This is a genomic window from Pseudoalteromonas sp. DSM 26666 (genome assembly GCF_900116475.1).
In the GTDB taxonomy this organism is placed as follows: Bacteria; Pseudomonadota; Gammaproteobacteria; order Enterobacterales; family Alteromonadaceae; genus Pseudoalteromonas; species Pseudoalteromonas tetraodonis.
Genome location: NZ_FPAR01000006.1, coordinates 237,988 through 258,625 on the forward strand (window position 1 = coordinate 237,988; position 20,638 = coordinate 258,625).

The following is a 20,638-nucleotide window of genomic DNA, read 5'->3' on the forward strand; positions in this document are numbered from 1 at the left end:
GTATATTTTTCTTTTGCTAATGTCTGTTTCACTTATGTTCTCTTATTTGTTACTTGCTCACAGTGCATCGCTACGCTTGCTGTGGCATCTAAAATAGCTTGCTGTTTTGCTTTGGCAGCCATTTTAGTTATTAATAAAGGTTCGGCTAAATAGGGGCTTAAAAGTTCAACAATACTGCGCTTATTAAATTGCCCCTGTGGCATTAATAACGCCCCTTCTGCCATTACTAAATACTGAGCATTGGCTGTTTGATGGTCATCAACCGCGTGTGGAAACGGCACAAATACCGCCATTTTACCCGCTGCGGCAATTTCACTTACCGTAAGCGCACCCGCACGACAAATCACAATATCTGCCCAGCTATAAGCGGTATCCATATCATCAATAAATTCAGCAACGGTCACTTGCTCATTGCCCATTTGTTGCTGCTGGTAACTTTCACTTACACTAGCAAGGTGCCCTTTACCGGTTTGATGCCAAATATTAATGGCACAGGTGTCATTTAAGCGCTTAAATGCTTCAGGTAGTATTTGGTTGAGCACTTGCGCACCTAACGAACCACCCACCACTAAAATATTTATAGGGCTGGTTACTTCGCGCTCAGTAATCTCAACCACGCTCTGGCGCACAGGATTACCCACCAGCTCTGCTTTGCCATTGGCAAAAGCACTGGGGAAAGCCGCTAACACGCGATTAGCACATTTAGCCAACCACCTATTACTCATGCCTGCTACGGCGTTTTGCTCATGAATCACCAAAGGAATACCCAGGCTTTTTGCCGCAATACCTGTTGGGCCAGTTACATACCCCCCCATAGCTAAAACGACGTCAGGGCGTTGTTGTTTTAATACCTTACGCGCTTGCAATATTGCATTAATAACCATGAATGGCGCTTTAATAAGGCGTTTTAAACCATTCCCTCGCACGCCTTTTACATCAATAAAATCAATTTCTATGTTGTGCTTGGGCACGACACTGGCTTCCATTCTATCTGGGGTGCCTATCCAGCTAACTTGCCAACCTTGCTGTTTGAGATAATCAGCAACGGCAATCCCTGGAAAAATATGTCCACCTGTGCCCCCTGCTACAACGACTATTTTTTTACTCATCGCTTAGCTCCACCTGACGTGGCTTGTTTCGTTGCCATCTTGGTCTCAAAATCTACACGTAATAAAATACCGGTTGCTATGGTCATCATTAATAAACTTGAGCCACCATAAGAAATAAACGGCAAGGTTAATCCTTTGGTTGGTAAAATACCGGCACTGGCGCCCACATTCACCATGGTTTGAAACGCAAACCAAATACCAATTGCTAAGGCTAAGTAGCCTTCATATTCTTTGCCGTTTTTAAGCGCGTTTTGGCCAATGAGTAAAGCTCTAAATACTAAAGTACCCAGTACCATTAAAATGCTCAGCACCCCCATAAAACCCAACTCTTCAGCAATAACAGCAAAAATAAAGTCGGTGTGCGCTTCTGGTAAATATTGTAATTTTTGTACGCTGTTTCCTAGGCCTTGGCCAAACCAATCGCCTTGACTATAAGCCATTAGTGATTGCACTAATTGGTAGCCTTTGCCAAAAGGGTCATCCCAAGGTTCTAAAAAGCCAACCACACGCGCCATACGATATGGCTCTAACACAATAAGCCCAACCACTAGCGCAATACCGGTTAAAATAAGTGCAAAAAACTGCCAAAGCTTGGCACCGGCTAAAAACAACAAACCAACCGTAGTAACAAACATCACCACCACAGTCCCTAAATCGGGCTGCATTAAAATAAGTGCTGCATAAACTGCAAATACCGCTATGGGTTTAGCAAAGCCTTTTATGTTTTCTTGAACTTCATTGCGCTTACGTACTAAGTAGCCTGCGATATAACTAAAGAAGAACAACTTAGCGAGCTCCGAGGCTTGAATATTAAACGGTCCTACGGGTATCCAGCGGGTCGAACCATTGACTTCACGTCCTACAATAAGTACCACTAATAACAGTACTAAACCGATTAGTAATAAATAGGGGTTAGCTTTTTTCCACCACGACATAGGTACTTGAGTACTAATGCAAAATAAACAAAACGATAGCCCTAAAAAAATGCCATGGCGGATAGTAAAATGATAAATATTACCAAACAGTCTATCGGCTGTCGGCATTGAGGCACTGGTTACCATCACAAAGCCCACACCAATCAGCATTAGCATGCAATAAAGCAGTGGCACATCATAAAGCTGCGCTGAAGGTTTAGGGGTGAGAGCCTCTTTAATATCCGCAAAAGCAATCATGACTGCCCCTGCAATACACATTGCACAAAATCATCGCCGCGTTGCATATAATTGTTATACATATCAATGCTGGCACAGGCAGGTGCGAGTAAAACGGTATCGCCCGATTTACTTAATTGCTTTGCAAACGCCACAGCCTCAGACATATTATTGGTTAAATGACCTTTAGCACTCAGTGCCACTAAATCTTTGGCATCTTTACCAAAACAAATCAGCGCTTTTACATGCTTTTCAATATAAGGCTTTAACACCTCTAAATCCGCACCTTTAGCATCACCACCAGCAATAACGACTAGGTTTTCGTGCTTACCCGCTAAACTATCTATTGCCGCCACTGTTGCGCCTACGTTGGTGGCTTTAGAGTCGTTAAAGTATTTAACGCCATTAAACTCACCCACAAACTGACAACGGTGCGCTAAGCCATTAAATTGAGATAATGCGGTTTTGTAATGCGCCTTAGTAATTGTAAATGGGCTGAGTAACGCCATCACTGCCAAGGTATTTAAATAGTTATGCTTACCCACAACGGCTAAAGTACTTACTGGTAAATAAGCTTCGTCCTTTACCATAAAGTGCGCTTCGTTATTGTGCTGTGCTAAGTGGTAATTGCCTTGTGTTTCACCAAAGCTCAGTTGTGGTGCTAACGTGCGACTCACAGGGTGTGTTTGCTTATCGTCAGCATTAATCACTAAGTGTTCAGCACCGTTATAAATACTTAATTTTGAATCTATATAGGCTTGGTAACTATCATAACGATCGAGATGATCTTCTGAAATATTAAGCACGGTTGCACTGGTGGTTTTTAGGCTGCGTGTGGTATCAAGCTGAAAACTCGATAGCTCTAATACAAATACATCAAAGTCACCGTCAAGCAAATCCAGTACCGCTGTGCCAATGTTGCCACCGAGTGCCACCTTATAACCTGCGGTTTTTAATACTTCGTAGGCAAGTGTTACTACGGTTGATTTACCATTAGAGCCGGTTACAGCAACGACTGGTTTGCTATTAATGCGCGCAAATAACTCAACATCACCAATAACTTCAACGCCTGCGTTAATTGCCTTCGCAACCGCAGGGGTTTTTAAGCCCAGCCCGGGACTAATAATAATCATATCGCAAGCACTGAGCGCCGCATTTTCTAAGTCACCAAAGTGAGTTTTTAATTGAGGTGCGTGCTGATTGAGCCAATCAACACCTGGCGGATTCTCTCTGCTATCAACCACATAAGGCTGTATTGATTGAGATAATAAAAAACGCACAATGCCCAGACCGGTTACACCGAGTCCGAGCACTGTTATGTGTTTATTTTTTATCTCGTTTAAATACTGCATTTATCGGATCTTTAATGTCGCAAGGCCAGCGAGTACCAGCACAATAGAAATTATCCAAAAGCGCACAATAACGCGTGGCTCCGGCCAACCTTTAAGTTCGTAATGGTGATGAATAGGCGCCATTCTAAAAATGCGTTGCCCACGTAATTTGTAAGAGCCAACTTGTAAAATTACCGATAGCGCTTCCATTACAAACACGCCCCCCATAATAATCAGTAACAGCTCTTGGCGAACAAGCACGGCAATAATCCCCAATGCACCACCCAGTGCTAATGAGCCTACATCGCCCATAAATACTTGCGCCGGATACGTGTTAAACCATAAAAAACCTAACCCAGCCCCTACAATAGCGGTACATACCACAACCAACTCACTCGCCAGTGGTAAATGCGGAATATGCAAATAAGCCGAAAAATTAATATTACCCGTTAAGTAAGCAATAATGGCCAGTGCTGCAGCCACTAAAATAGTAGGTACAATGGCTAAACCGTCTAGACCGTCGGTTAAATTAACCGCGTTTGACGTGCCCACCAACGCAAAGTAGGTGATCACGATATAAAACAGCCCCAGCTGTGGCAGTACATCTTTAAAAAATGGCACAACAAGAGATGTTTCTGTCGCTTGTGTGCTGCTCATGTAAAGCGCAGTGGCTACAACCAGTGCAATTACCGATTGCCAAAAGTATTTCCACTTTGCAATAAGTCCTTTTGGATCTTTGCGGATCACCTTACGGTAATCATCAATAAAGCCCACAATACCTAATGAGCCAATTACAAATAAAGTGGCCCATACGTATTTATTAGACAAGTCTGCCCATAATAATGTGCTGGTAAAAATAGCTCCTAAAATAAGTAAGCCACCCATGGTCGGTGTACCCGATTTAGATAGGTGCGATTGCGGACCATCATCACGTACTGTTTGCCCTATTTGCATGCGTTGCAACGCACGAATTAACTTAGGACCAAAATACAACGACATCATCAATGCGGTTAAAATACCTAAAATGGCACGCAGGGTTAAATACGAAAAAACATTAAAGCCACTATAATATTGAGTTAAATACTCAGCCAGCCAAACTAACATGATGATACTCCATTGATGGCTTGTTGCTGGCCATTAACTAAATCGGTTACTAAAAGCTCCATGCGAGAACTGCGTGATCCTTTCACGACAAGGGTAATTTTTTTATCTACTTTGCTAATGCTGTTTTGAATTTGCTGCAGCATTTGCTCACGATTAGAGAAATGGCGATTTGGCAGCCCAAATACATCACTGGCACATTTACTTAATACTCCGAGTGTAAATAACTCATCAATGCCTTGCGCTAATGCGTATTCACCGACTTCTTGATGATATTTACGGGCATCTTCGCCAAGTTCACCCATATCACCGAGTGCCAAAATACGATGACCTTGAATATCACTAAGTAAATCAATCGCAGCTTTCACCGACTTTACGTTGGCATTGTATGTATCATCGATAATGGTGAGTGAATCACTGGCTTCAATTAGGTTAACCCGTCCTTTAACTTCACCCATGGTCGCTAACGCGCTGGCAATGTCCTCAAGTGACACGTCAAACTCACTTGTTAACGCCGCAGCAATAAGCGCGTTACTAATATTATGTTTACCTGGCAGTGCTAACTTAACCGGCACACTGTGTTGCTTGGTGCACAAAGTAAAGCTTGCGCGAGCTTGTGCATCTAGGCTGATGTCTTCAGCCCAAATATCGAGCTTTTCACTACTCGAAAAACATTTAATATTGCGCTTTGCTAACTTATCAAGCCAATATTGACTAAAGTCACTATCGCAATTGACGATGGCGATGCCATCCTCTTTTAATCCGTCGTAAATTTCACCTTTTGCTTGTGCCACACCTTGCAGGCTACCAAAGCCTTCCAAGTGGGCAGCAGCAACATTACATACCACAGCTACATCCGGTTTGGTCATCGCGGTGGTGTACGCAATTTCACCTATGTGGTTAGCGCCTAATTCAATAACCGCAAAGCGATGTTGTGGCTCTAATCTGAGTAAAGTTAACGGTACGCCAATGTCGTTGTTAAAATTACCTTTAGTGGCTAATACATCCCCTTTACTTGATAAAATAGCGGCACACATTTCTTTAACTGTTGTTTTACCTACACTGCCAGTAATAGCGATAGTTTTAGGTGCAACTTGCGCCATCACTGCTGTACCAATTGTGCCTAATGCAATACGGGTATCGGCAACTACAAATTGAGCAATATCGGTATCAACAGCGTGATCGACAATCACGCCTATAGCGCCTTTTTGTTTTGCTTGTTCAATAAATTTATGGCCATCAAAATTTGGGCCCTTAAGCGCCAAAAACACTTCACCATCACACAAAGTACGGGTATCGGTGTTTATATTTATCACCTTGCGATTATCACCTTGATAATCGGTTGCTAGCACATTAGCTAGCCAATCAAAATCCATTGGGATCATGCTTGAGACCCTCTTACTGCTTTTTTTAATTGTTGTTGTACAAATTGGCGGTCGCAAAAATCGATGCATTTATCGCCTATAATTTGATAGTCTTCATGCCCTTTACCGGCAATTAAAATAACCTCACCGGCTTTTGCGTTATCTATAGCAAATTGTATCGCGGCACCGCGATCGGCCTCTAAATGAGCGTTTTCTGGATGCTCTAATCCCGCAGCTACATCATTAATAATGTCATTAGGGTCTTCAGAGCGTGGGTTATCACTGGTAATGATCACTTTGTCTGCAAACTGCTCAGCAGCTTGTGCCATTAGTACACGCTTTCCTTTATCTCTGTCGCCGCCACAACCAAACACACAGCTCACGCCACCTGGTACATGTTGCTGCAGCGCTTGTAACGCTAAAGCCAACGCATCTGGCGTATGCGCATAATCAACAACGCAAGTAGGCATACTTGGCGCTGTAAATGCTTGCATCCTACCGGCTACCGGCTGTAAATACTCACATCCTGCTACTAACTGTGTTAATGGATAGCCTAGCGCTAATAGCGTTGCTAACGCAGCCGTTAAATTATAAAGATTAAATTCACCAAACAGCGGTGATTTTATGGCAACATCACCCCAGCTAGTAGTTAATTGCGCCGAAATACCGGTTGCTGAATACTGAACATCTGAAAAATATACAAACTGTGCATTTTTAGGGGCTAAGTTTTTACGGCCATAACAAATAAGACTATTAAAGCTGTATTTTTCAATCCATTGCTCTGCTTGTCTGTCATCTTGATTAAGAATGACATGATCAGCATCAAAATCACGAAACAGCATCAATTTAGCATCACCGTAGCTTTGCATATCGCCATGGTAATCTAAGTGATCGCGCGACAAGTTAGTAAACACTGCGGCTTTAAAATGGCATTGATCAACACGGTGCTGTACCAAACCATGCGATGACACTTCCATAGCAACCAATTGGTATTGCTCATTTTTTAAGCCGCTTAAAATACGCTGTAAATCGACTGCTGAAGGCGTAGTATTTTGCAGTGGTGTTAAGTTATCTGGATGGCCGTAACCTAAGGTACCAATGATAGCGGCTTGGGTATGACAAAATTGCGCTAAATGAGCAATCATTGCTGTGGTAGTCGATTTACCATTGGTGCCCGTTACGCCAACTAAATCTAAGTGCTTGCTCGGTTGTTGGTAAAATTGACTCGCCAATACAGGCAGTTTCTTATTCAATTCTGAGACTAAATAAAGCGGCTCAAAATCACTTTCAAATTCACACAGTCTGTCGGCAATAATTGCACTGGCACCATTTTCAATTGCTTTACTAATAAAGTGCCCACCATCTAACTGGTGCCCTTTTATCGCCACAAACACATCACCTGGTTTTACATCGCGGCTATCTAAACGCAGCTCGTTTACCATTAAACGTGCTGCATCTATTTCTAAATGTTTTAAAATTGTGTGTAAATCACGCACCATCATCTTTGCCCTTCACGTATGCCACCGAGTCTTTGTCTGGGGCAACGTTTAAAATTCTTAATGAATTAGAGATTATTTCTGCAAACGCTGGACCTGCTGTTGCGCCGCCATAATAAACATCTCCACCGGGCTCGTTGATTAATACCACAACGGCTAATCGCGGGTTACTCGCAGGAGCAATGCCCGCAAAATAACCTACATATTCGTCACCATAGCCCCCTGCGGCGGCTTTTTTAGAGGTGCCTGTTTTACCAGCAGCGCGGTAACCATCCACTTTAACGCGGCGTGCGGTACCGCCTTCTTCAAATACGCTTTCCATCATATGGACAACGGCTTCAACATCTTCTTGTTGAAAGACACGCTCACCTTCAGGTATAGAATCTTGTTTTAGTACAGTAAGCGGACGATTAACCCCGCCTGCCCCTAACATGGCGTAAAAACGTGCCATTTGCGCGGTACTCACGGCAATATTGTAACCAAACGAGAGCGCTGCAATTTCATGATCTGACCAACGGCGATTAGGGTAAAATAAGCCACTACTTTCGCCTACCATGCCAGTACCACTATCACTGCCAAACCCCACTTTTTGATACAGGCCCACAAAGTACTCTTTGGGTACTGTTTGGCTTATTTTGGTTACTCCCATATTACTGGAGTATTTTAAAATTTCGCGCAGCGTCATTTCGCCATGATTACGGGTATCTTGTACTAAGCTGCCCCCTAAGCGCATCCAGCCTGGGTAGGTATCAACTTTGTCATCCGGTTGGATTGTGCCGTAGTCTAATCCAGCTAAAATGGCTAGAGGCTTAACAGTTGAGCCGGGTTCAAACAAATCGGTAATAGCGCGGTTACGACGTTTATGAGGAGCCGCCCCGCTTAAGTTGTTAGGATTAAATGATGGGCTATTGACCATGGCTAAGACTTCACCGGTTTTAACATCTACTACCATGGCAGAACCTGAGGTCGCTTTATAAGTTAATACCGCTGATTTAACTGCTTTATAGGCAATGGCTTGAATTCGCTGATCAATACTTAGTTGAATGCTTTCAGGCTCTACTCGCTCGCGTTCATCAAGCACTTCAACTTCACGCCCTTGCGCATCTTTGCGAATGGTACGGCGACCTTCTTCACCGGTTAACGCGTTTTCATAAAGCTTTTCTATGCCCTCAATGCCTTTACCATCAATATTGGTAAACCCAATAACATGTGCGCTTACTTCACCAGCAGGGTAATAACGTTTTGATTCATCCAATAAATGAATACCAGGTAGGCGTAAATCACCGATGTAATTAGCCACAGCGGGAGTCACTTGGCGTTTTAAATACACAAAGCGACGAGTAGGATCATCAAGTAATCGCGTGTTAATTTTACTAGGCTCAATGCGCAACACATCAGCCAATTCACGCCAGCGTAAATCATTTTTATAATACAGGGCGGTACGCTTATTTAACTCAGCAACATTTTCACGAAGCGTTTGCTGATCTTCACCGTTTTTGCGTGCTTGCCTAAGTACTTTACTAACCAGTGATTTATGCAGGGCTTTAGGATCCGCATACACGCTTACCACAGGCACACTAACGGCAAGCTCTTTACCGTTACGATCGAAAATCATCCCGCGTTGCACATGCAGTTTTTCAATCCGTACCGTACGTTTATCGCTTTCAGAGCGCGCTTTATCAGGTTCAATTACTTGCAAGTACGCAGCACGCGATACCAAGGTCACAAACACTAAAAAAATCACCGCGCACACTAAAATAAAGCGCCATGCTATTAGGTTATTGACTGGTTTTTTGCCTCGCATTCTCATTGTAATATAATTACCTGCTCATCTTGGCTGGTTGGCCGCTTCATTTCGAGTTGTGACGTTGCCACTTCTTCAATGCGCGCATGTTGTGAATAAAACTCTTCTTCCACTAAAAAATAACGCCATTCTAAATCCAATTCGTCACGCTCTTGAAGCAACGAATCTTGCTCAATTAATTGCGCTCGAGAGAGATGAGTTACTTGCACCACACTCAAGCTTGATGCGAATATCACAACCAACAAGGCCAAGGTGATCTTGTTCGCACCTAGGCCTTTAATTATTTCAAGAAATAAATTGGGTTGGCGATAGCTCGCTTTTTTACTCATCCCAACCTCTGTGCGATCCTTAGCACTGAGCTGCGAGAGCGTGGATTACGCGCCACTTCATCAGCACTTGGTTTAATAGCTTTACCCACTGCTTTTAACGTCAGATTTTTATTTATTTGTGCGTCGGTTAAAGGCAGACCTCTGGGTATCGCTTCTCCCTTACTCTGTTTTTTAATAAATTGTTTAACAATGCGATCTTCTAAAGAATGAAACGAAATAACCACTAAGCGACCACCCGGCTTAAGAACTTTAATCGCCGCTTGTAATGCCGTTTGAATTTCCTCTAATTCGCTATTGATATAAATACGAATAGCCTGAAAAGTCCGCGTTGCAGGGTGTTTAAACTTATCTTTCACCGGTACGGCTTCATCGACTAAATCAGCGAGCTGCTTAGTAGTAGTGATTGGCGTGTGTTCACGCACTTCTAAAATTTTGTGCGCAATGCGCTTACCAAATTTTTCTTCACCTAGCTTTTTGATCACATGAGTAATGTCATCTAATTCAGCCTCAGCTAACCACTGCGCTGCGCTGCGACCTGTACTTGGATCCATTCTCATATCGAGCGGACCATCTTTCATAAAGCTAAAGCCACGCGCTGCGTCATCTAGCTGCGGCGACGACACACCAATATCAAGTAAAATGCCATCAACCTGACCAATAAGATCGTTTTGCTCAGCTACCTCGTATAACTTTGAAAAACGAGAATGAGCAATTGAAAAACGTGGATCATCAGCAAATTTTTCAGCAGACTTTATCGCTTGTGGATCTTGGTCAATGGCCTGCAAACGACCGCTTTCACCTAAGCGCGCTAATATTTGCCCTGAATGTCCGCCACGTCCAAAGGTACCATCCATGTATATGCCGTCTGGCTTAATTGCAAGTGCATCTATGGTTTCGTCCATTAATACGGATACGTGTTCAAATTGCGCTGTCATTAGCTGTTATTTGCCTTTTATTTTGCTGCTAGAGGGTGAAGTTATCTAAATCGTCATTCGGTTCAAAATCACCGAGCCTTTCAAGCTCAGTGTCTTGGCGCATCTGCTCGTGCCAACGTGCTTCATCCCAAATTTCAAATTTATTCATTAAACCCACCAGCATAATTTTTTTGCCAAGTTCTGCATGTGAGCGCAATGAAGGCGCCAACAAAATTCGACCGTTTTTATCAAGCTGATATTCTGTCGCATTACCTAACAACATACGTTGCATCCGTCGTGCTCTAGGATTCATATTAGATATTTTTGCTAAACGGCTTTCTATTTCTAGCCATTCAGCAAGAGGGTATAACCAAAGGCAAGGCTCATTGAGTGCAACTGTGCAAATTACCGTTCCCTGATCTTCAGACAATAGCGTATCTCGGTACTTTGTCGGTACCGCAAAACGTCCTTTATCATCCAAACTCAGTGAACTTGCGCCACGAAACATAAAAAGCCTATTGTAAATTTATTTTAATCAACTTTTTGATTAACCCGATCCAGTTTGATCCACTAAACACCACTTTTTACCACAGTGCTCCAGTTTAGGGCTTGACAAGCCTTTTTGTCAAGTAAGTCACCCAGCTTTAGCACCCCGCGAAGCCTGAAAAAATAAGGCTCCGATTAAAGCGGTTGAATTGTTTAATAAAAAATCTGATCAGCCAGTAAAAAATTTTTTATCGTGCTTTTCATTAGCTCGTTGGCATTATTTGCTTAATGAATAAACAGTGAATAATTACAATTTATTTGAGCCCTGCTGACCTTTGTGAATTAGAGTTTGGTCAAACTAGATGCGGTTTAATCGCGTCGCGAGGTTTGTAACTGAGTGGACAAAGAAAAAAATCAATCTCGAATGATCAACACGTCCTAGTTTGTAAAAATTACAAACTGTTGTCGCAATAGTTACAGTTATAAACCCACTCAAAATTCGTAAATAAAATACAATTCATATAAAACAACAGGTTAAAGACTGGTTTAATCATTGCATCTAAATAATTACTTTTAAAAAACTATTAAGGATTGATTATGGCTACGGCAACGAAGAGCAAAACTCCTATTGATGCAAAACAAGAGATTGAAGCACCGCTAACAGATAAAGCGACATCAGCAGCGCATGACGCAGTTGATGCATTATCAAGCAAAGCGGCGGCGGCAGAAAGTGGCGTTCGTAAAGGCGCAAGCAGCTCAGCTGAAACGCTTAATGAAAAGCAGTTAGCCGCTCGTGAGAAACTAGCAGAGTGTTCGTCTAAAACGCGTCAACTCGCATCAGAAAACCCATTAGCAACGGCGGGTCTGGCGTTTGCTGCTGGTATGTTAGTTACAGCACTGTTTCGTCGTAAGTAATACTAATGCAAAACCAACACTCAACACCAAGTGAATCACAAGGGACAGATTCGCCGTCATCGGCAAAACACGCCGATGACTGGCAAGATCATGTTGCTAAGCTTGCTGATTATGCAGCGCAGCTCAAGGATGATTATCACCAACAAGGAAAGTTAACGCATCAGCTGGCTACAGCTGAGTGGAAGCTGTCGTTAAGATCCTTAGCACTGATCACCATTCTACTAGGATGTTTTGCCAGTGGCTTGGTGTTACTGTGGGTGGGATTTTTAGGTATTGTAGGCTTTGCCACCTTTGATCTGTTTAGCTCTATTTGGCTGAGCATTGCAGTGGTGATCAGCCTACAAATTTTATGCTTAGTTTGGCTGTGGCGAAACGCCGTTTATCTAAGCAAAAAAATTGGCTTTACTAAAACGCTAAATAGCCTAAAGCAGCTGCTTAAATTATAAGGCACACACAATTATGTTAATCAATTATTTGATCAACTCACCGAACGCTCGCGTGCAACAGCTAGATAAAGAAGTTGTTATGCGATCAGAGCTAAAACGTCAGCATCTTGCAGCTATAAAATACAGAGCCAAGCGCTTTGCAGCAACAAAAGTGGGGCTCGCCAGTGCGTTTGCAGCTGGCGCTGTAGTTGAGTCTGCTAAAGGTGATGCTAACACGATAAAAAAATACACTTGGTTATTAAAGCTACTTGCTTAAAAGTCATTCGCGCATCGATTCATCACGACAATGAGCCAAAAAAACCATTTTGATAATCGCTAACAGCCTGGCGAATTTCAGCCTCGGTGGTCATTACAAAAGGTCCCATGTGCGCAATTGGCTGGTTAAGTGGATCGCCTGCGAAAATAAGAACCCCCGCCGCTTTCTTTGCCTGTAATGCAATGTCACTCAATGGTTCTAATATAAGTAACTTACCCGCATTAAACACGTCACCGGTCTGAGATATTAATGAGCCTGTATGAATATAAATCATCACTTTTTGCTGTTTTAAAGCCGGTAAATTAAGCCCTTCACCCGCAGGCAAAGCTACATCGGCTATAGCGCCATTAGCAGCTAAATTTTGTAAGCTTGCAGCCAATTGGTGTGATTCAAATTGCCATGTCCCTGCTAAGGCTTTAAGTGAAACACCTTGTTGATTAGTAAAACTCGGTGCTGGATGCTCTGTGGTATCTTGGTATTGAGGCTCACGCATTTTTTGAGCACTTGGCATATTGAGCCAAATTTGAAAACCATGTAAGCCTTGTTCAGCATCGGCAAGGGGCATTTCACTGTGCATAACACCGCTACCGGTACTCATCCATTGTACGTCACCCGCACGAATCGCCTTTTTGTTACCCATTTGGTCTTGATGTTCAAACCCGCCTTTTAAAATATAGGTAAAGGTTTCGATCCCCCTATGTGGATGAGGAGGAAAGCCACCAATATAATCACTTTCATCGTCAGATTTAAGCTCATCTATCATTAAAAATGGATCTAAATATTTACCATCAAATCCTGGAATACGACGAATATTAACACCATCCCCATCTTGGGTAGCATAAGCAGTTAGTACTTTGGTTATTTTCATTTTTTTTGCCTAAAATAGGTTAAGTAAAAGTATAAAATATTAATTTATTATTATGACTCTACCCGAAAATTAATTAATAAATTTCAGTTATATACAATAAAAGTAAATTTAATATTTGCGATATAACCTTAGTACATTAAAGGTTATTTATAGTAGAATTATTGGTCAGAGTTTTACCCTATATTTATTTGGATACGATTATTTTTACTGCATCATTAAAACATCAGCTTTATCGACTACTTATGCTAATTTGCATGCCTGTAGCTGCTGTCATTTTAGTAACCTTGTGGTTTAGTCGTGACGCGGCTATTAAAGAGCACGAGAAAAAAGTGCGCTCTATCACTGAGCACCTAATTATCAAGCAGCAAAGCATGATTAATGATGTAGAGCATATTACTGAGTTTTTAGCAAAAAAGCAGAAAGACATTAAGTCTTTATCTTCTCGCTGCCCTTCGTATTTTTTAGATGTTAAGGCACTCAATGGCAATATCGCGAATATTGGTTTAGTAAACAAAGACGGCGATTTAATTTGTTCCTCAAATAATGGTGCCCCTAATATCAACGTTAGTGATCGTCCCTACTTTAAAAACGCACTCGCCAGTAAAGAGTTTAGTATTGGCCATTTCCAGCACGATCGCAGCCTTGAAGCCCAGAGCATTAACTTTGCTTCCCCTATTCTTAATGAAAACAATGATATTGAAGGCGTGATAGTAACTGTAATTGCTTTAGACTGGTGGAGCTCGGCACTTAATAGCTTGAATTTACCGACAGAAGTTCGAGTCGCCATCACTGACTCTAATAATCTTATTTTAGCCAACTCTCCTTTTTCAGCCGATAGATTAGGTTATAAATTGGAAGAGTTTGATTTAGAACATAATTTACAAGCAGGTGTCATTTTTAAAGGAAAAGATGGTATCCGTAGAGTTTTTCATCAAACGACTCTCTATCGAGATGGCAATGACAATAAGCTCTCTATTTATATTACTCAACCAATAGATAAAACACTTGAGCGGATAGATATTAACTTTGTAAAAATGGTTTTAGGATTTTTAATGACCATTCTTCTTTTAGCTGTATTAGCTAGACGACTGGTCAATAAAAGCATTTTAAATCCGATTAAAAGTTTAACGCAGGCGGTTAACCGCTTAGCGGCCGGTAATATGCCTCATGACGATGAGCAGCCCAATAGTCCTGAGCTAAATAGACTTTACCATCGTTTTAAATACATGGCCGAAACTCGCTTAACGGCTGAAGCATGCCTTAAACATAAGCATGACGAGCTCAATAGCCTGCTTAATGCATTACCCGATGCTTTTTTACGCGTAGATGTCAATGGCAATATTCTTGATACTGGTGGACGTATTAAATCGTTAAATTATAGCCATTCAACACCCCCTAAAAAATTATCGTGTTTATTCTCTGATGCTAATTTAAAACAAGTGCAAGGGTACTTAATACCCCTGATCGCCCCTGTCACTGTTGAGCTTGAACAAAAACAAGACAATCAGTTTTATGAAGCTAAAATTAGCCCAATGAAAAAAGCCGATGAGTTTATTATCGTTATTAGTAACATCACGCAACGAAAGCAAAATCAAGAATCGTTGCATTTAGCGTCATTAGTTTACAACAACAGCAGTGAAGGCATGGCAATCACGGATGAAAATGGGGTTATTTATGATGTGAACCCTGCGTTTTGTGAAACAACTTTGTATTCTCGAAAAGAAGTACTCAATAAAACGGTGGGTATTTTATCATCGGGTAAACACGATAAGCAGTTTTATAATTACATGTGGCAATCGCTCAATAAAACAGGGCGTTGGCAAGGTGAAATAACCAATCGTCGTAAAAATGGCGAGCTGTATGTTGAATGGTTAACCATCGATACTATTTACGATAAAAATAAAGCCCCGACTAGTCGTATTGCTATTTTTACCGACCTAACCGAGAAAAAACAAGCAGATGAATTAATTTGGCGACAAGCGCACTTTGATCATTTAACCGACTTACCTAATCGATTAGAACTAAAAGAGCGCTTAAACCAACGATTCGCAAACCTGACCAATGCAGATCAAAAACTGGTCATCATGCTATTAGATATTGATCATTTTAAAGATATTAACGACACATTGGGCCACCATTACGGCGATAGATTACTTAAGTTAGTATCTGAGCGAATTGTGCAAACGGCCAAAGAGGCTGACTTTGTAGCACGAATTGGCGGAGATGAGTTTGTTGTTGTGTTTAGTGATTTACATGGCAGCGATAATATAAAGCAAATGGCAAAATCACTTTTGCTTAGCCTTGCCTCCACTATTTTTATTGAAGATGAAAAAGTGTATATCAGTGCCAGTATTGGTATTGCCTGCGCGCCAGATGATGGCCAAAATCCAGAGCAATTACTTAAAGCCGCTGACCAAGCTATGTATAAAGCAAAAAATAGCGGTCGCAATGGCTTTGAATTTTTCTCACATGATATGCGTGAAGATGCAAACGCAAGAATGCAACTACTCAAAGAGCTTCGCTCAGCTATAGAGCTAGAACAATTTGAATTGTATTACCAACCTATCGTATCGCTTAATGATTTACACGTTCATAAAGCTGAGGGACTTATTCGTTGGCAACACCCAGAAAAAGGCCTGATCAGCCCTGCTGACTTTATTCCTCTTGCTGAAGAAACCAGACAAATAAATGCGCTAGGTCAATTTGTATTTGCTGAGGCACTACAAACACTTAATGATATTAAAAAACACATTCAAGATGAATTTCAAATAAGCATTAACGTTTCACCAGTGCAATTGGCAACCGTCGATAGCGGCATAGACGAATGGTACGATATGCTAGCAACGGCAAATATACCAGCCTCAGCGATTGTGGCCGAAATTACTGAAGGCTTAATGGTTAACCCTGAAGAACTTACCCAAAGTCGTTTGAAAGCCTTGGTTAAGTCAGGGATGCAATTGGCCCTTGATGACTTTGGCACCGGTTATTCATCGCTTGCTTACTTGCAAGAAATGGATACCGACTACCTAAAAATAGATAAACGCTTTGTTGATAATATTCAAAAAGGCAGTCAAGAGCTGGCTTTGTGTGAAGCAATTATCATGATGGCTCATCAGCTTGGTTTAAAAGTGATTGCCGAAGGCATAGAAACAAAATTACAAATGGATTTATTACTTGAGGCCGGTTGTGATTATGGCCAAGGCTATTTGTTTTCAAAGCCGCTGCACAAAGCCTCGTTTATGCACCTGATAACAACAAATCAAGTAATTAGTTTAAAATAAAAGTCATTTAGCCCTAATACTGGTTATTTTGTGTCGAGGTGGTCTGCTACATACGCACCTCGCTGCCCTCTTTTTTTATCTGGTCCAATGGTGCTGTCTTGAGCGGTTTGCTGCTCTAACGCAGCATTGATTGTGGCTCCCAAAATAATGATATAAGCGCTAATAAATAGCCACATAAGCATAATAACCACTCCACCTAAAGAGCCATATGTTTCGTTGTAACTAGCAAAATGAGATACATAAAATGAAAAGCCAAAAGATGCCACAATCCATAATACGGTGGCGGTGAATGAGCCCACGGTAACCCAGCGCCATTTAGCTGCTTTTCTGTGAGGCGCATAACGGTATAAAATTAATAATGCAAAGTTAAAGGTCAATGCCAGCAACGGCCATGATATAATCATGATTAAAAAATCAATACTCTCTTTAATTCCGAGTAAATTAAGCGCTAGCGGTAATATACCTATAATTACCAGTGCTATTACAGCCACCACAATTGCACCCACTGAAAATAACAAACGCACAAGTTGCGCCTTTAAAAATGAGCGTTTTTCGTATTCGTGATAACTAATATTACATGCTGTGATCAACGCTTGGCTGCCCTTAGAGCTACTCCAGATAGTTAACAGTAAAGTACCCAGCGCACTAAGGCTTAAACTAGTTTGTGACTTTTGCGCAAGACTTGAAACTTGAGATAAAATAATTTCTTGAGTGCTTTGTGGTAATAACGCCATAAACTGACTTAAATACACACTAATATCATTCGGTGATGCAAAATAAGCATACACAGACACCAATGCCGCAATGGCGGGAAAAATAGCCAGTAACGCATAAAATGCCACGCCAGCCGCCACTAAAGATAAATTATCACGGCTCATTTGTTTTACTATTCGCCTTGTAATATCCCACCAGCCACGCAGAGGGATATGGTTAGGCTGCTTGGCTCTTTGGCCACGCTTAAAGTCACTCATAGTTAACTCCCTTTTTCTAATTAAGTAGCAAAATGTTTGCCAAACAAATACTGCTTGGTATTAAACTTGCTGCTATTGTTTAACACAGACCCTAATTACTTCGACCTAACACGGATGACCTCTATGCTCAGTGCTTTAATTGCAACACTCGCTAATAACACATCAATTCCTGCAATCGACACCGTTAAGCCAAACTCTATTTCTTGGAGCTTTTTAAAAGATCAAAGCGTGCAATTACTACACACATTCATGCAATTACTGCCCACTTTATTATTAGGGATTGTTATTTTGGTGATTAGTTATTTAATTGCCACACCATTATCACGCTTGTTAATAAAGCCTGTTACCTACATGACCAAGAGTAAATTAGTACATCTAGTTGCTAGGCGAGGTATTAGCACCTTAATTATTTTACTCGGGTTTTATCTATTTTTACGCTTGGCAGGACTTACCGAATTCGCGGTCGCAATTATGAGTGGCACCGGATTAATTGGGCTTATTTTAGGCTTTGCCTTTCGGGATATTGCTGAGAACTTTATTGCCAGTTTACTTTTAAGTGTACAGCGTCCATTTAAAATAGATGATGTAATAGAAGTTGATGGCAGAATTGGTATTGTTAAAAAAGTAACTGCACGGGCAACCACTTTAGTTGACTACGATGGCAATCATATTCAAATACCCAATGCGACTGTGTATAAAAATACCATTAAAAACTTAACCGCTAATCCAAAAATGCGCGGTCATTTTTCAATCGGTATTGGCTACGATAATGACATTCGCGACGCACAAAGTCTGGCAATTAGTATAATATCGCAGCAAACCTCTGTGCTTAGCGATCCACCTCCCCAAGTATTGATTGATAACTTAGGCTCCGCCACTATTAACTTTACCGTTTACTTTTGGGTCAACGGCGAACAATACAGCACGGTAAAAGTAGCCTCACAGCTTATGCGAGAGTTAATCAATAGTTTTACGCAACATAATATAAGTATGCCTGACAATGCCAGAGAGCGTATATTGCTCAATAGCCAAGGTGAAGATATTTATCCCATAGCAAGCGAAGCTAAAACAGAGACAACAGAAGAAATTAACGAGCAATCACATATTCAAAAACATAAAACCACAGAGCATGAACACAGTATTGATGATGTAAGTAGTGATACGGATGATATTCGCGAGCAAGCCGATGAATCACGCGACCCAGAGCAAGGTAAAAATATTATATAGAGAGGTTCGAGGTTCGAGGTTCGAGGTTCGAGGTTCGAGGTTCAGGAATCTAAAAATATGCGGTTAACATTACAAGGTTTTTTTGTTCCTATTGGCGGAAGTTTACCTCGCGCCGGGGTTAGTTGTTAGGTTTTAAGCCCGCAACCCGTAGCTCGCTGAACGCTGACGGCTGACGGCTGACGGCTGACGGCTGACGGCTGACGGCTGACGGCTGACGGCTGACGGCTGGAACTTAACAGCTTATTCCAAACACAAAAAAGCCCGCAGCGTTAACTGCGGGCTTTTTTATTGAATGAGTGAGTCAGCCGGTAAGCCGGGTTCTGTCCTTTCCGAAGAAAGTGATAATCATTCGTCTAGGCCATAAATCGCTCTATGGCTCAAGCAACCTACCCGGTTCCAACGTGGGCCACGCCATAAGGAACCCTATTTGGTCTTGCTCCGAGTGGAGTTTACCTTGCAACCGACTATTACTAGCGGCCCGGTGCGCTCTTACCGCACCCTTTCACCCTTACCAATCCGAAGATTGGCGGTCTTCTCTCTGCTGCACTTGTCGTGGGCTCACGCCCCCCAGCCGTTAACTGGCACTCTGCCCTGTGGAGCCCGGACTTTCCTCCCCCTGCGCATTTTCGTTGCAGGCAGCGATTATCTTGGCTAACTCGGCGCGCAGTATACATGAGAGCACCACACTACGCAGTAAACATTTACTGTTTTTCTTCAATAATTGTTTTATAAAGCGCGTTTTTCTTCATACCGAAGTAATCGGCTACTACACCACAGGCTTTTTTCATTGGCATTTCGTTTTCGAGTAACGCTAACATTTTACGAGCTTCTGGTGGAATATCGTCAACTACCTTAGGTTTACCCGGCAGCATGAGTACTATTTCACCGCGCTGTTTAGTAGGATCGTCAGTTAAAAACTGCTTTAACTCAGTCACTGTGCCATTAAAAAAGGTTTCAAATGTTTTAGTGAGCTCTTTGGCAAATACCACTTGCTGCTCACCACCTAGCGCTGCTTCTAAATCGTCTAAGCTTGCCATAATACGGTGGGTACTTTCATACATAATACTGGTAATACTTGAGTTAACCGCATCAATAAAAAAGTCTTGGCGTGCTTTACTTTTAGCGGGCGTAAAGCCAACAAACTGAAAACGGTCGGTTGGCAGCCCTGAACAACATACCGCCGTAATAGCAGCGCATGCACCAGGTACAGGTGTGACAAGTGCGCCCTGCTCACGGCATAAATTAACAACGGCATAACCAGGATCGCTTATAAGTGGCGTGCCGGCATCGGATACTAATGCAATATTTAACCCTTGATTAAGTTGATCAATAATTTGCTGCGCTTTTTGCTTTTCATTATGGTCATGTAACGCAAAGGTTTTAGCCTTAATACCAAAGTGGCTAAGTAGCTTGCCAGTATGGCGAGTGTCTTCAGCAGCGATTAAGTCAACCTGCGATAATGTCGCGATTGCACGCTGACTTAAGTCGTCATAATTGCCGATTGGGGTGGCAACAACGTAAAGAGTGCCAATTTTCTGTGAATTCTCCTCATTTAACATTGAGGTCTCCTGCGTCAGTCAGTAATATAA

At 41.9% G+C, this 20,638-nt stretch carries 18 protein-coding genes and 1 other RNA gene; 5 read left to right on the forward strand and 14 right to left on the reverse strand.

Annotated features, from left to right (window positions below):
* Window positions 1-32: 32 nt before the first annotated feature.
* Genes murG through mraZ form a run of 10 tightly spaced genes read right to left on the reverse strand, consistent with a single transcriptional unit; the run spans window position 33 to window position 11,107 of the window.
* Window positions 33-1,109, reverse strand: a complete 1,077-nt coding sequence (murG, locus tag BM380_RS12950) for an undecaprenyldiphospho-muramoylpentapeptide beta-N-acetylglucosaminyltransferase (protein WP_090494724.1) — start codon at window positions 1,107-1,109, stop codon at window positions 33-35.
* Window positions 1,106-2,281: a cell division protein FtsW gene (ftsW, locus tag BM380_RS12955; RefSeq protein WP_008465286.1), complete on the reverse strand. Its 1,176-nt coding sequence runs from the start codon at window positions 2,279-2,281 to the stop codon at window positions 1,106-1,108. Before ftsW ends, murG begins: the two co-directional genes overlap by 4 nt.
* Complete coding sequence (murD, locus tag BM380_RS12960; RefSeq protein ID WP_090494726.1) at window positions 2,278-3,612, reverse strand: UDP-N-acetylmuramoyl-L-alanine--D-glutamate ligase; 1,335 nt, start codon at window positions 3,610-3,612, stop codon at window positions 2,278-2,280. The genes ftsW and murD overlap by 4 nt, the downstream gene beginning before the upstream one ends.
* Entirely contained in the window at window positions 3,613-4,695 is a 1,083-nt protein-coding gene (mraY, locus tag BM380_RS12965; protein ID WP_008110692.1) for a phospho-N-acetylmuramoyl-pentapeptide-transferase, read from the reverse strand.
* A complete protein-coding gene (gene murF / locus BM380_RS12970) occupies window positions 4,689-6,077 on the reverse strand; it encodes a UDP-N-acetylmuramoyl-tripeptide--D-alanyl-D-alanine ligase (RefSeq protein WP_090494727.1) in 1,389 nt (462 codons plus the stop codon). Before murF ends, mraY begins: the two co-directional genes overlap by 7 nt.
* A complete protein-coding gene (gene murE / locus BM380_RS12975; protein ID WP_175527466.1) occupies window positions 6,074-7,552 on the reverse strand; it encodes a UDP-N-acetylmuramoyl-L-alanyl-D-glutamate--2,6-diaminopimelate ligase in 1,479 nt (492 codons plus the stop codon). Before murE ends, murF begins: the two co-directional genes overlap by 4 nt.
* Window positions 7,545-9,362: a peptidoglycan glycosyltransferase FtsI gene (locus tag BM380_RS12980; RefSeq protein ID WP_013464053.1), complete on the reverse strand. Its 1,818-nt coding sequence runs from the start codon at window positions 9,360-9,362 to the stop codon at window positions 7,545-7,547. Before BM380_RS12980 ends, murE begins: the two co-directional genes overlap by 8 nt.
* A complete protein-coding gene (gene ftsL / locus BM380_RS12985; RefSeq protein WP_008110697.1) occupies window positions 9,359-9,685 on the reverse strand; it encodes a cell division protein FtsL in 327 nt (108 codons plus the stop codon). The genes BM380_RS12980 and ftsL overlap by 4 nt, the downstream gene beginning before the upstream one ends.
* Window positions 9,682-10,620: a 16S rRNA (cytosine(1402)-N(4))-methyltransferase RsmH gene (rsmH, locus tag BM380_RS12990; RefSeq protein ID WP_008110698.1), complete on the reverse strand. Its 939-nt coding sequence runs from the start codon at window positions 10,618-10,620 to the stop codon at window positions 9,682-9,684. Before rsmH ends, ftsL begins: the two co-directional genes overlap by 4 nt.
* 28 nt (window positions 10,621-10,648) lie before the next feature.
* Window positions 10,649-11,107, reverse strand: coding sequence for a division/cell wall cluster transcriptional repressor MraZ (gene mraZ / locus BM380_RS12995; RefSeq protein ID WP_008110699.1), 459 nt, complete (start codon window positions 11,105-11,107; stop codon window positions 10,649-10,651).
* A 575-nt stretch (window positions 11,108-11,682) separates the two neighbouring features.
* On the opposite strand from mraZ, the gene BM380_RS13000 reads away from it, so the two are divergent.
* The 3 genes from BM380_RS13000 to BM380_RS13010 are packed head-to-tail and all read left to right on the forward strand — an operon-like array spanning window position 11,683 to window position 12,702.
* On the forward strand, window positions 11,683-12,000 hold the full coding sequence (locus BM380_RS13000; protein ID WP_008110700.1) for a hypothetical protein: 318 nt from the start codon (window positions 11,683-11,685) through the stop codon (window positions 11,998-12,000).
* Between the two features lie 5 nt (window positions 12,001-12,005).
* Complete coding sequence (locus BM380_RS13005; RefSeq protein WP_058154148.1) at window positions 12,006-12,446, forward strand: hypothetical protein; 441 nt, start codon at window positions 12,006-12,008, stop codon at window positions 12,444-12,446.
* A gap of 13 nt (window positions 12,447-12,459) precedes the next feature.
* Window positions 12,460-12,702 carry a hypothetical protein gene (locus BM380_RS13010; protein WP_008110702.1) on the forward strand — a complete coding sequence of 81 codons (243 nt, stop codon included), beginning with the start codon at window positions 12,460-12,462 and terminating at the stop codon, window positions 12,700-12,702.
* Between the two features lie 22 nt (window positions 12,703-12,724).
* On the opposite strand, the gene BM380_RS13015 is transcribed toward BM380_RS13010, so the two are convergent.
* A complete protein-coding gene (locus tag BM380_RS13015; protein WP_090494728.1) occupies window positions 12,725-13,570 on the reverse strand; it encodes a pirin family protein in 846 nt (281 codons plus the stop codon).
* Window positions 13,571-13,824: 254 nt separating this feature from the next.
* On the opposite strand from BM380_RS13015, the gene BM380_RS13020 reads away from it, so the two are divergent.
* On the forward strand, window positions 13,825-16,851 hold the full coding sequence (locus tag BM380_RS13020; protein ID WP_254772069.1) for a bifunctional diguanylate cyclase/phosphodiesterase: 3,027 nt from the start codon (window positions 13,825-13,827) through the stop codon (window positions 16,849-16,851).
* Between the two features lie 23 nt (window positions 16,852-16,874).
* Here the strand turns inward: BM380_RS13020 and BM380_RS13025 are convergent, their stop codons facing one another.
* Entirely contained in the window at window positions 16,875-17,822 is a 948-nt protein-coding gene (locus BM380_RS13025) for a YihY/virulence factor BrkB family protein (protein WP_036955985.1), read from the reverse strand.
* 123 nt (window positions 17,823-17,945) lie between these two features.
* On the opposite strand from BM380_RS13025, the gene BM380_RS13030 reads away from it, so the two are divergent.
* Entirely contained in the window at window positions 17,946-19,049 is a 1,104-nt protein-coding gene (locus BM380_RS13030; protein WP_058154144.1) for a mechanosensitive ion channel family protein, read from the forward strand.
* A 293-nt stretch (window positions 19,050-19,342) separates the two neighbouring features.
* Here the strand turns inward: BM380_RS13030 and rnpB are convergent.
* Window positions 19,343-19,708: RNase P RNA component class A (gene rnpB / locus BM380_RS13035), an RNA gene on the reverse strand.
* 42 nt (window positions 19,709-19,750) lie between these two features.
* Window positions 19,751-20,608, reverse strand: coding sequence for a 16S rRNA (cytidine(1402)-2'-O)-methyltransferase (gene rsmI / locus BM380_RS13040; RefSeq protein ID WP_008468384.1), 858 nt, complete (start codon window positions 20,606-20,608; stop codon window positions 19,751-19,753).
* Window positions 20,609-20,638: the final 30 nt, after the last annotated feature.

Coding starts and splice junctions, on each gene's coding strand:
- murG (WP_090494724.1), bottom strand. CDS start 1,109: ATGAGTAAAAAAATAGTCGTTGTAGCAGGGGGCACAGGTGGACATATT.
- ftsW (WP_008465286.1), bottom strand. CDS start 2,281: ATGATTGCTTTTGCGGATATTAAAGAGGCTCTCACCCCTAAACCTTCA.
- murD (WP_090494726.1), bottom strand. CDS start 3,612: ATGCAGTATTTAAACGAGATAAAAAATAAACACATAACAGTGCTCGGA.
- mraY (WP_008110692.1), bottom strand. CDS start 4,695: ATGTTAGTTTGGCTGGCTGAGTATTTAACTCAATATTATAGTGGCTTT.
- murF (WP_090494727.1), bottom strand. CDS start 6,077: ATGATCCCAATGGATTTTGATTGGCTAGCTAATGTGCTAGCAACCGAT.
- BM380_RS12980 (WP_013464053.1), bottom strand. CDS start 9,362: ATGAGAATGCGAGGCAAAAAACCAGTCAATAACCTAATAGCATGGCGC.
- ftsL (WP_008110697.1), bottom strand. CDS start 9,685: ATGAGTAAAAAAGCGAGCTATCGCCAACCCAATTTATTTCTTGAAATA.
- rsmH (WP_008110698.1), bottom strand. CDS start 10,620: ATGACAGCGCAATTTGAACACGTATCCGTATTAATGGACGAAACCATA.
- mraZ (WP_008110699.1), bottom strand. CDS start 11,107: ATGTTTCGTGGCGCAAGTTCACTGAGTTTGGATGATAAAGGACGTTTT.
- BM380_RS13000 (WP_008110700.1), top strand. CDS start 11,683: ATGGCTACGGCAACGAAGAGCAAAACTCCTATTGATGCAAAACAAGAG.
- BM380_RS13005 (WP_058154148.1), top strand. CDS start 12,006: ATGCAAAACCAACACTCAACACCAAGTGAATCACAAGGGACAGATTCG.
- BM380_RS13010 (WP_008110702.1), top strand. CDS start 12,460: ATGTTAATCAATTATTTGATCAACTCACCGAACGCTCGCGTGCAACAG.
- BM380_RS13015 (WP_090494728.1), bottom strand. CDS start 13,570: ATGAAAATAACCAAAGTACTAACTGCTTATGCTACCCAAGATGGGGAT.
- BM380_RS13020 (WP_254772069.1), top strand. CDS start 13,825: ATGCCTGTAGCTGCTGTCATTTTAGTAACCTTGTGGTTTAGTCGTGAC.
- BM380_RS13025 (WP_036955985.1), bottom strand. CDS start 17,822: ATGAGTGACTTTAAGCGTGGCCAAAGAGCCAAGCAGCCTAACCATATC.
- BM380_RS13030 (WP_058154144.1), top strand. CDS start 17,946: ATGCTCAGTGCTTTAATTGCAACACTCGCTAATAACACATCAATTCCT.
- rsmI (WP_008468384.1), bottom strand. CDS start 20,608: ATGTTAAATGAGGAGAATTCACAGAAAATTGGCACTCTTTACGTTGTT.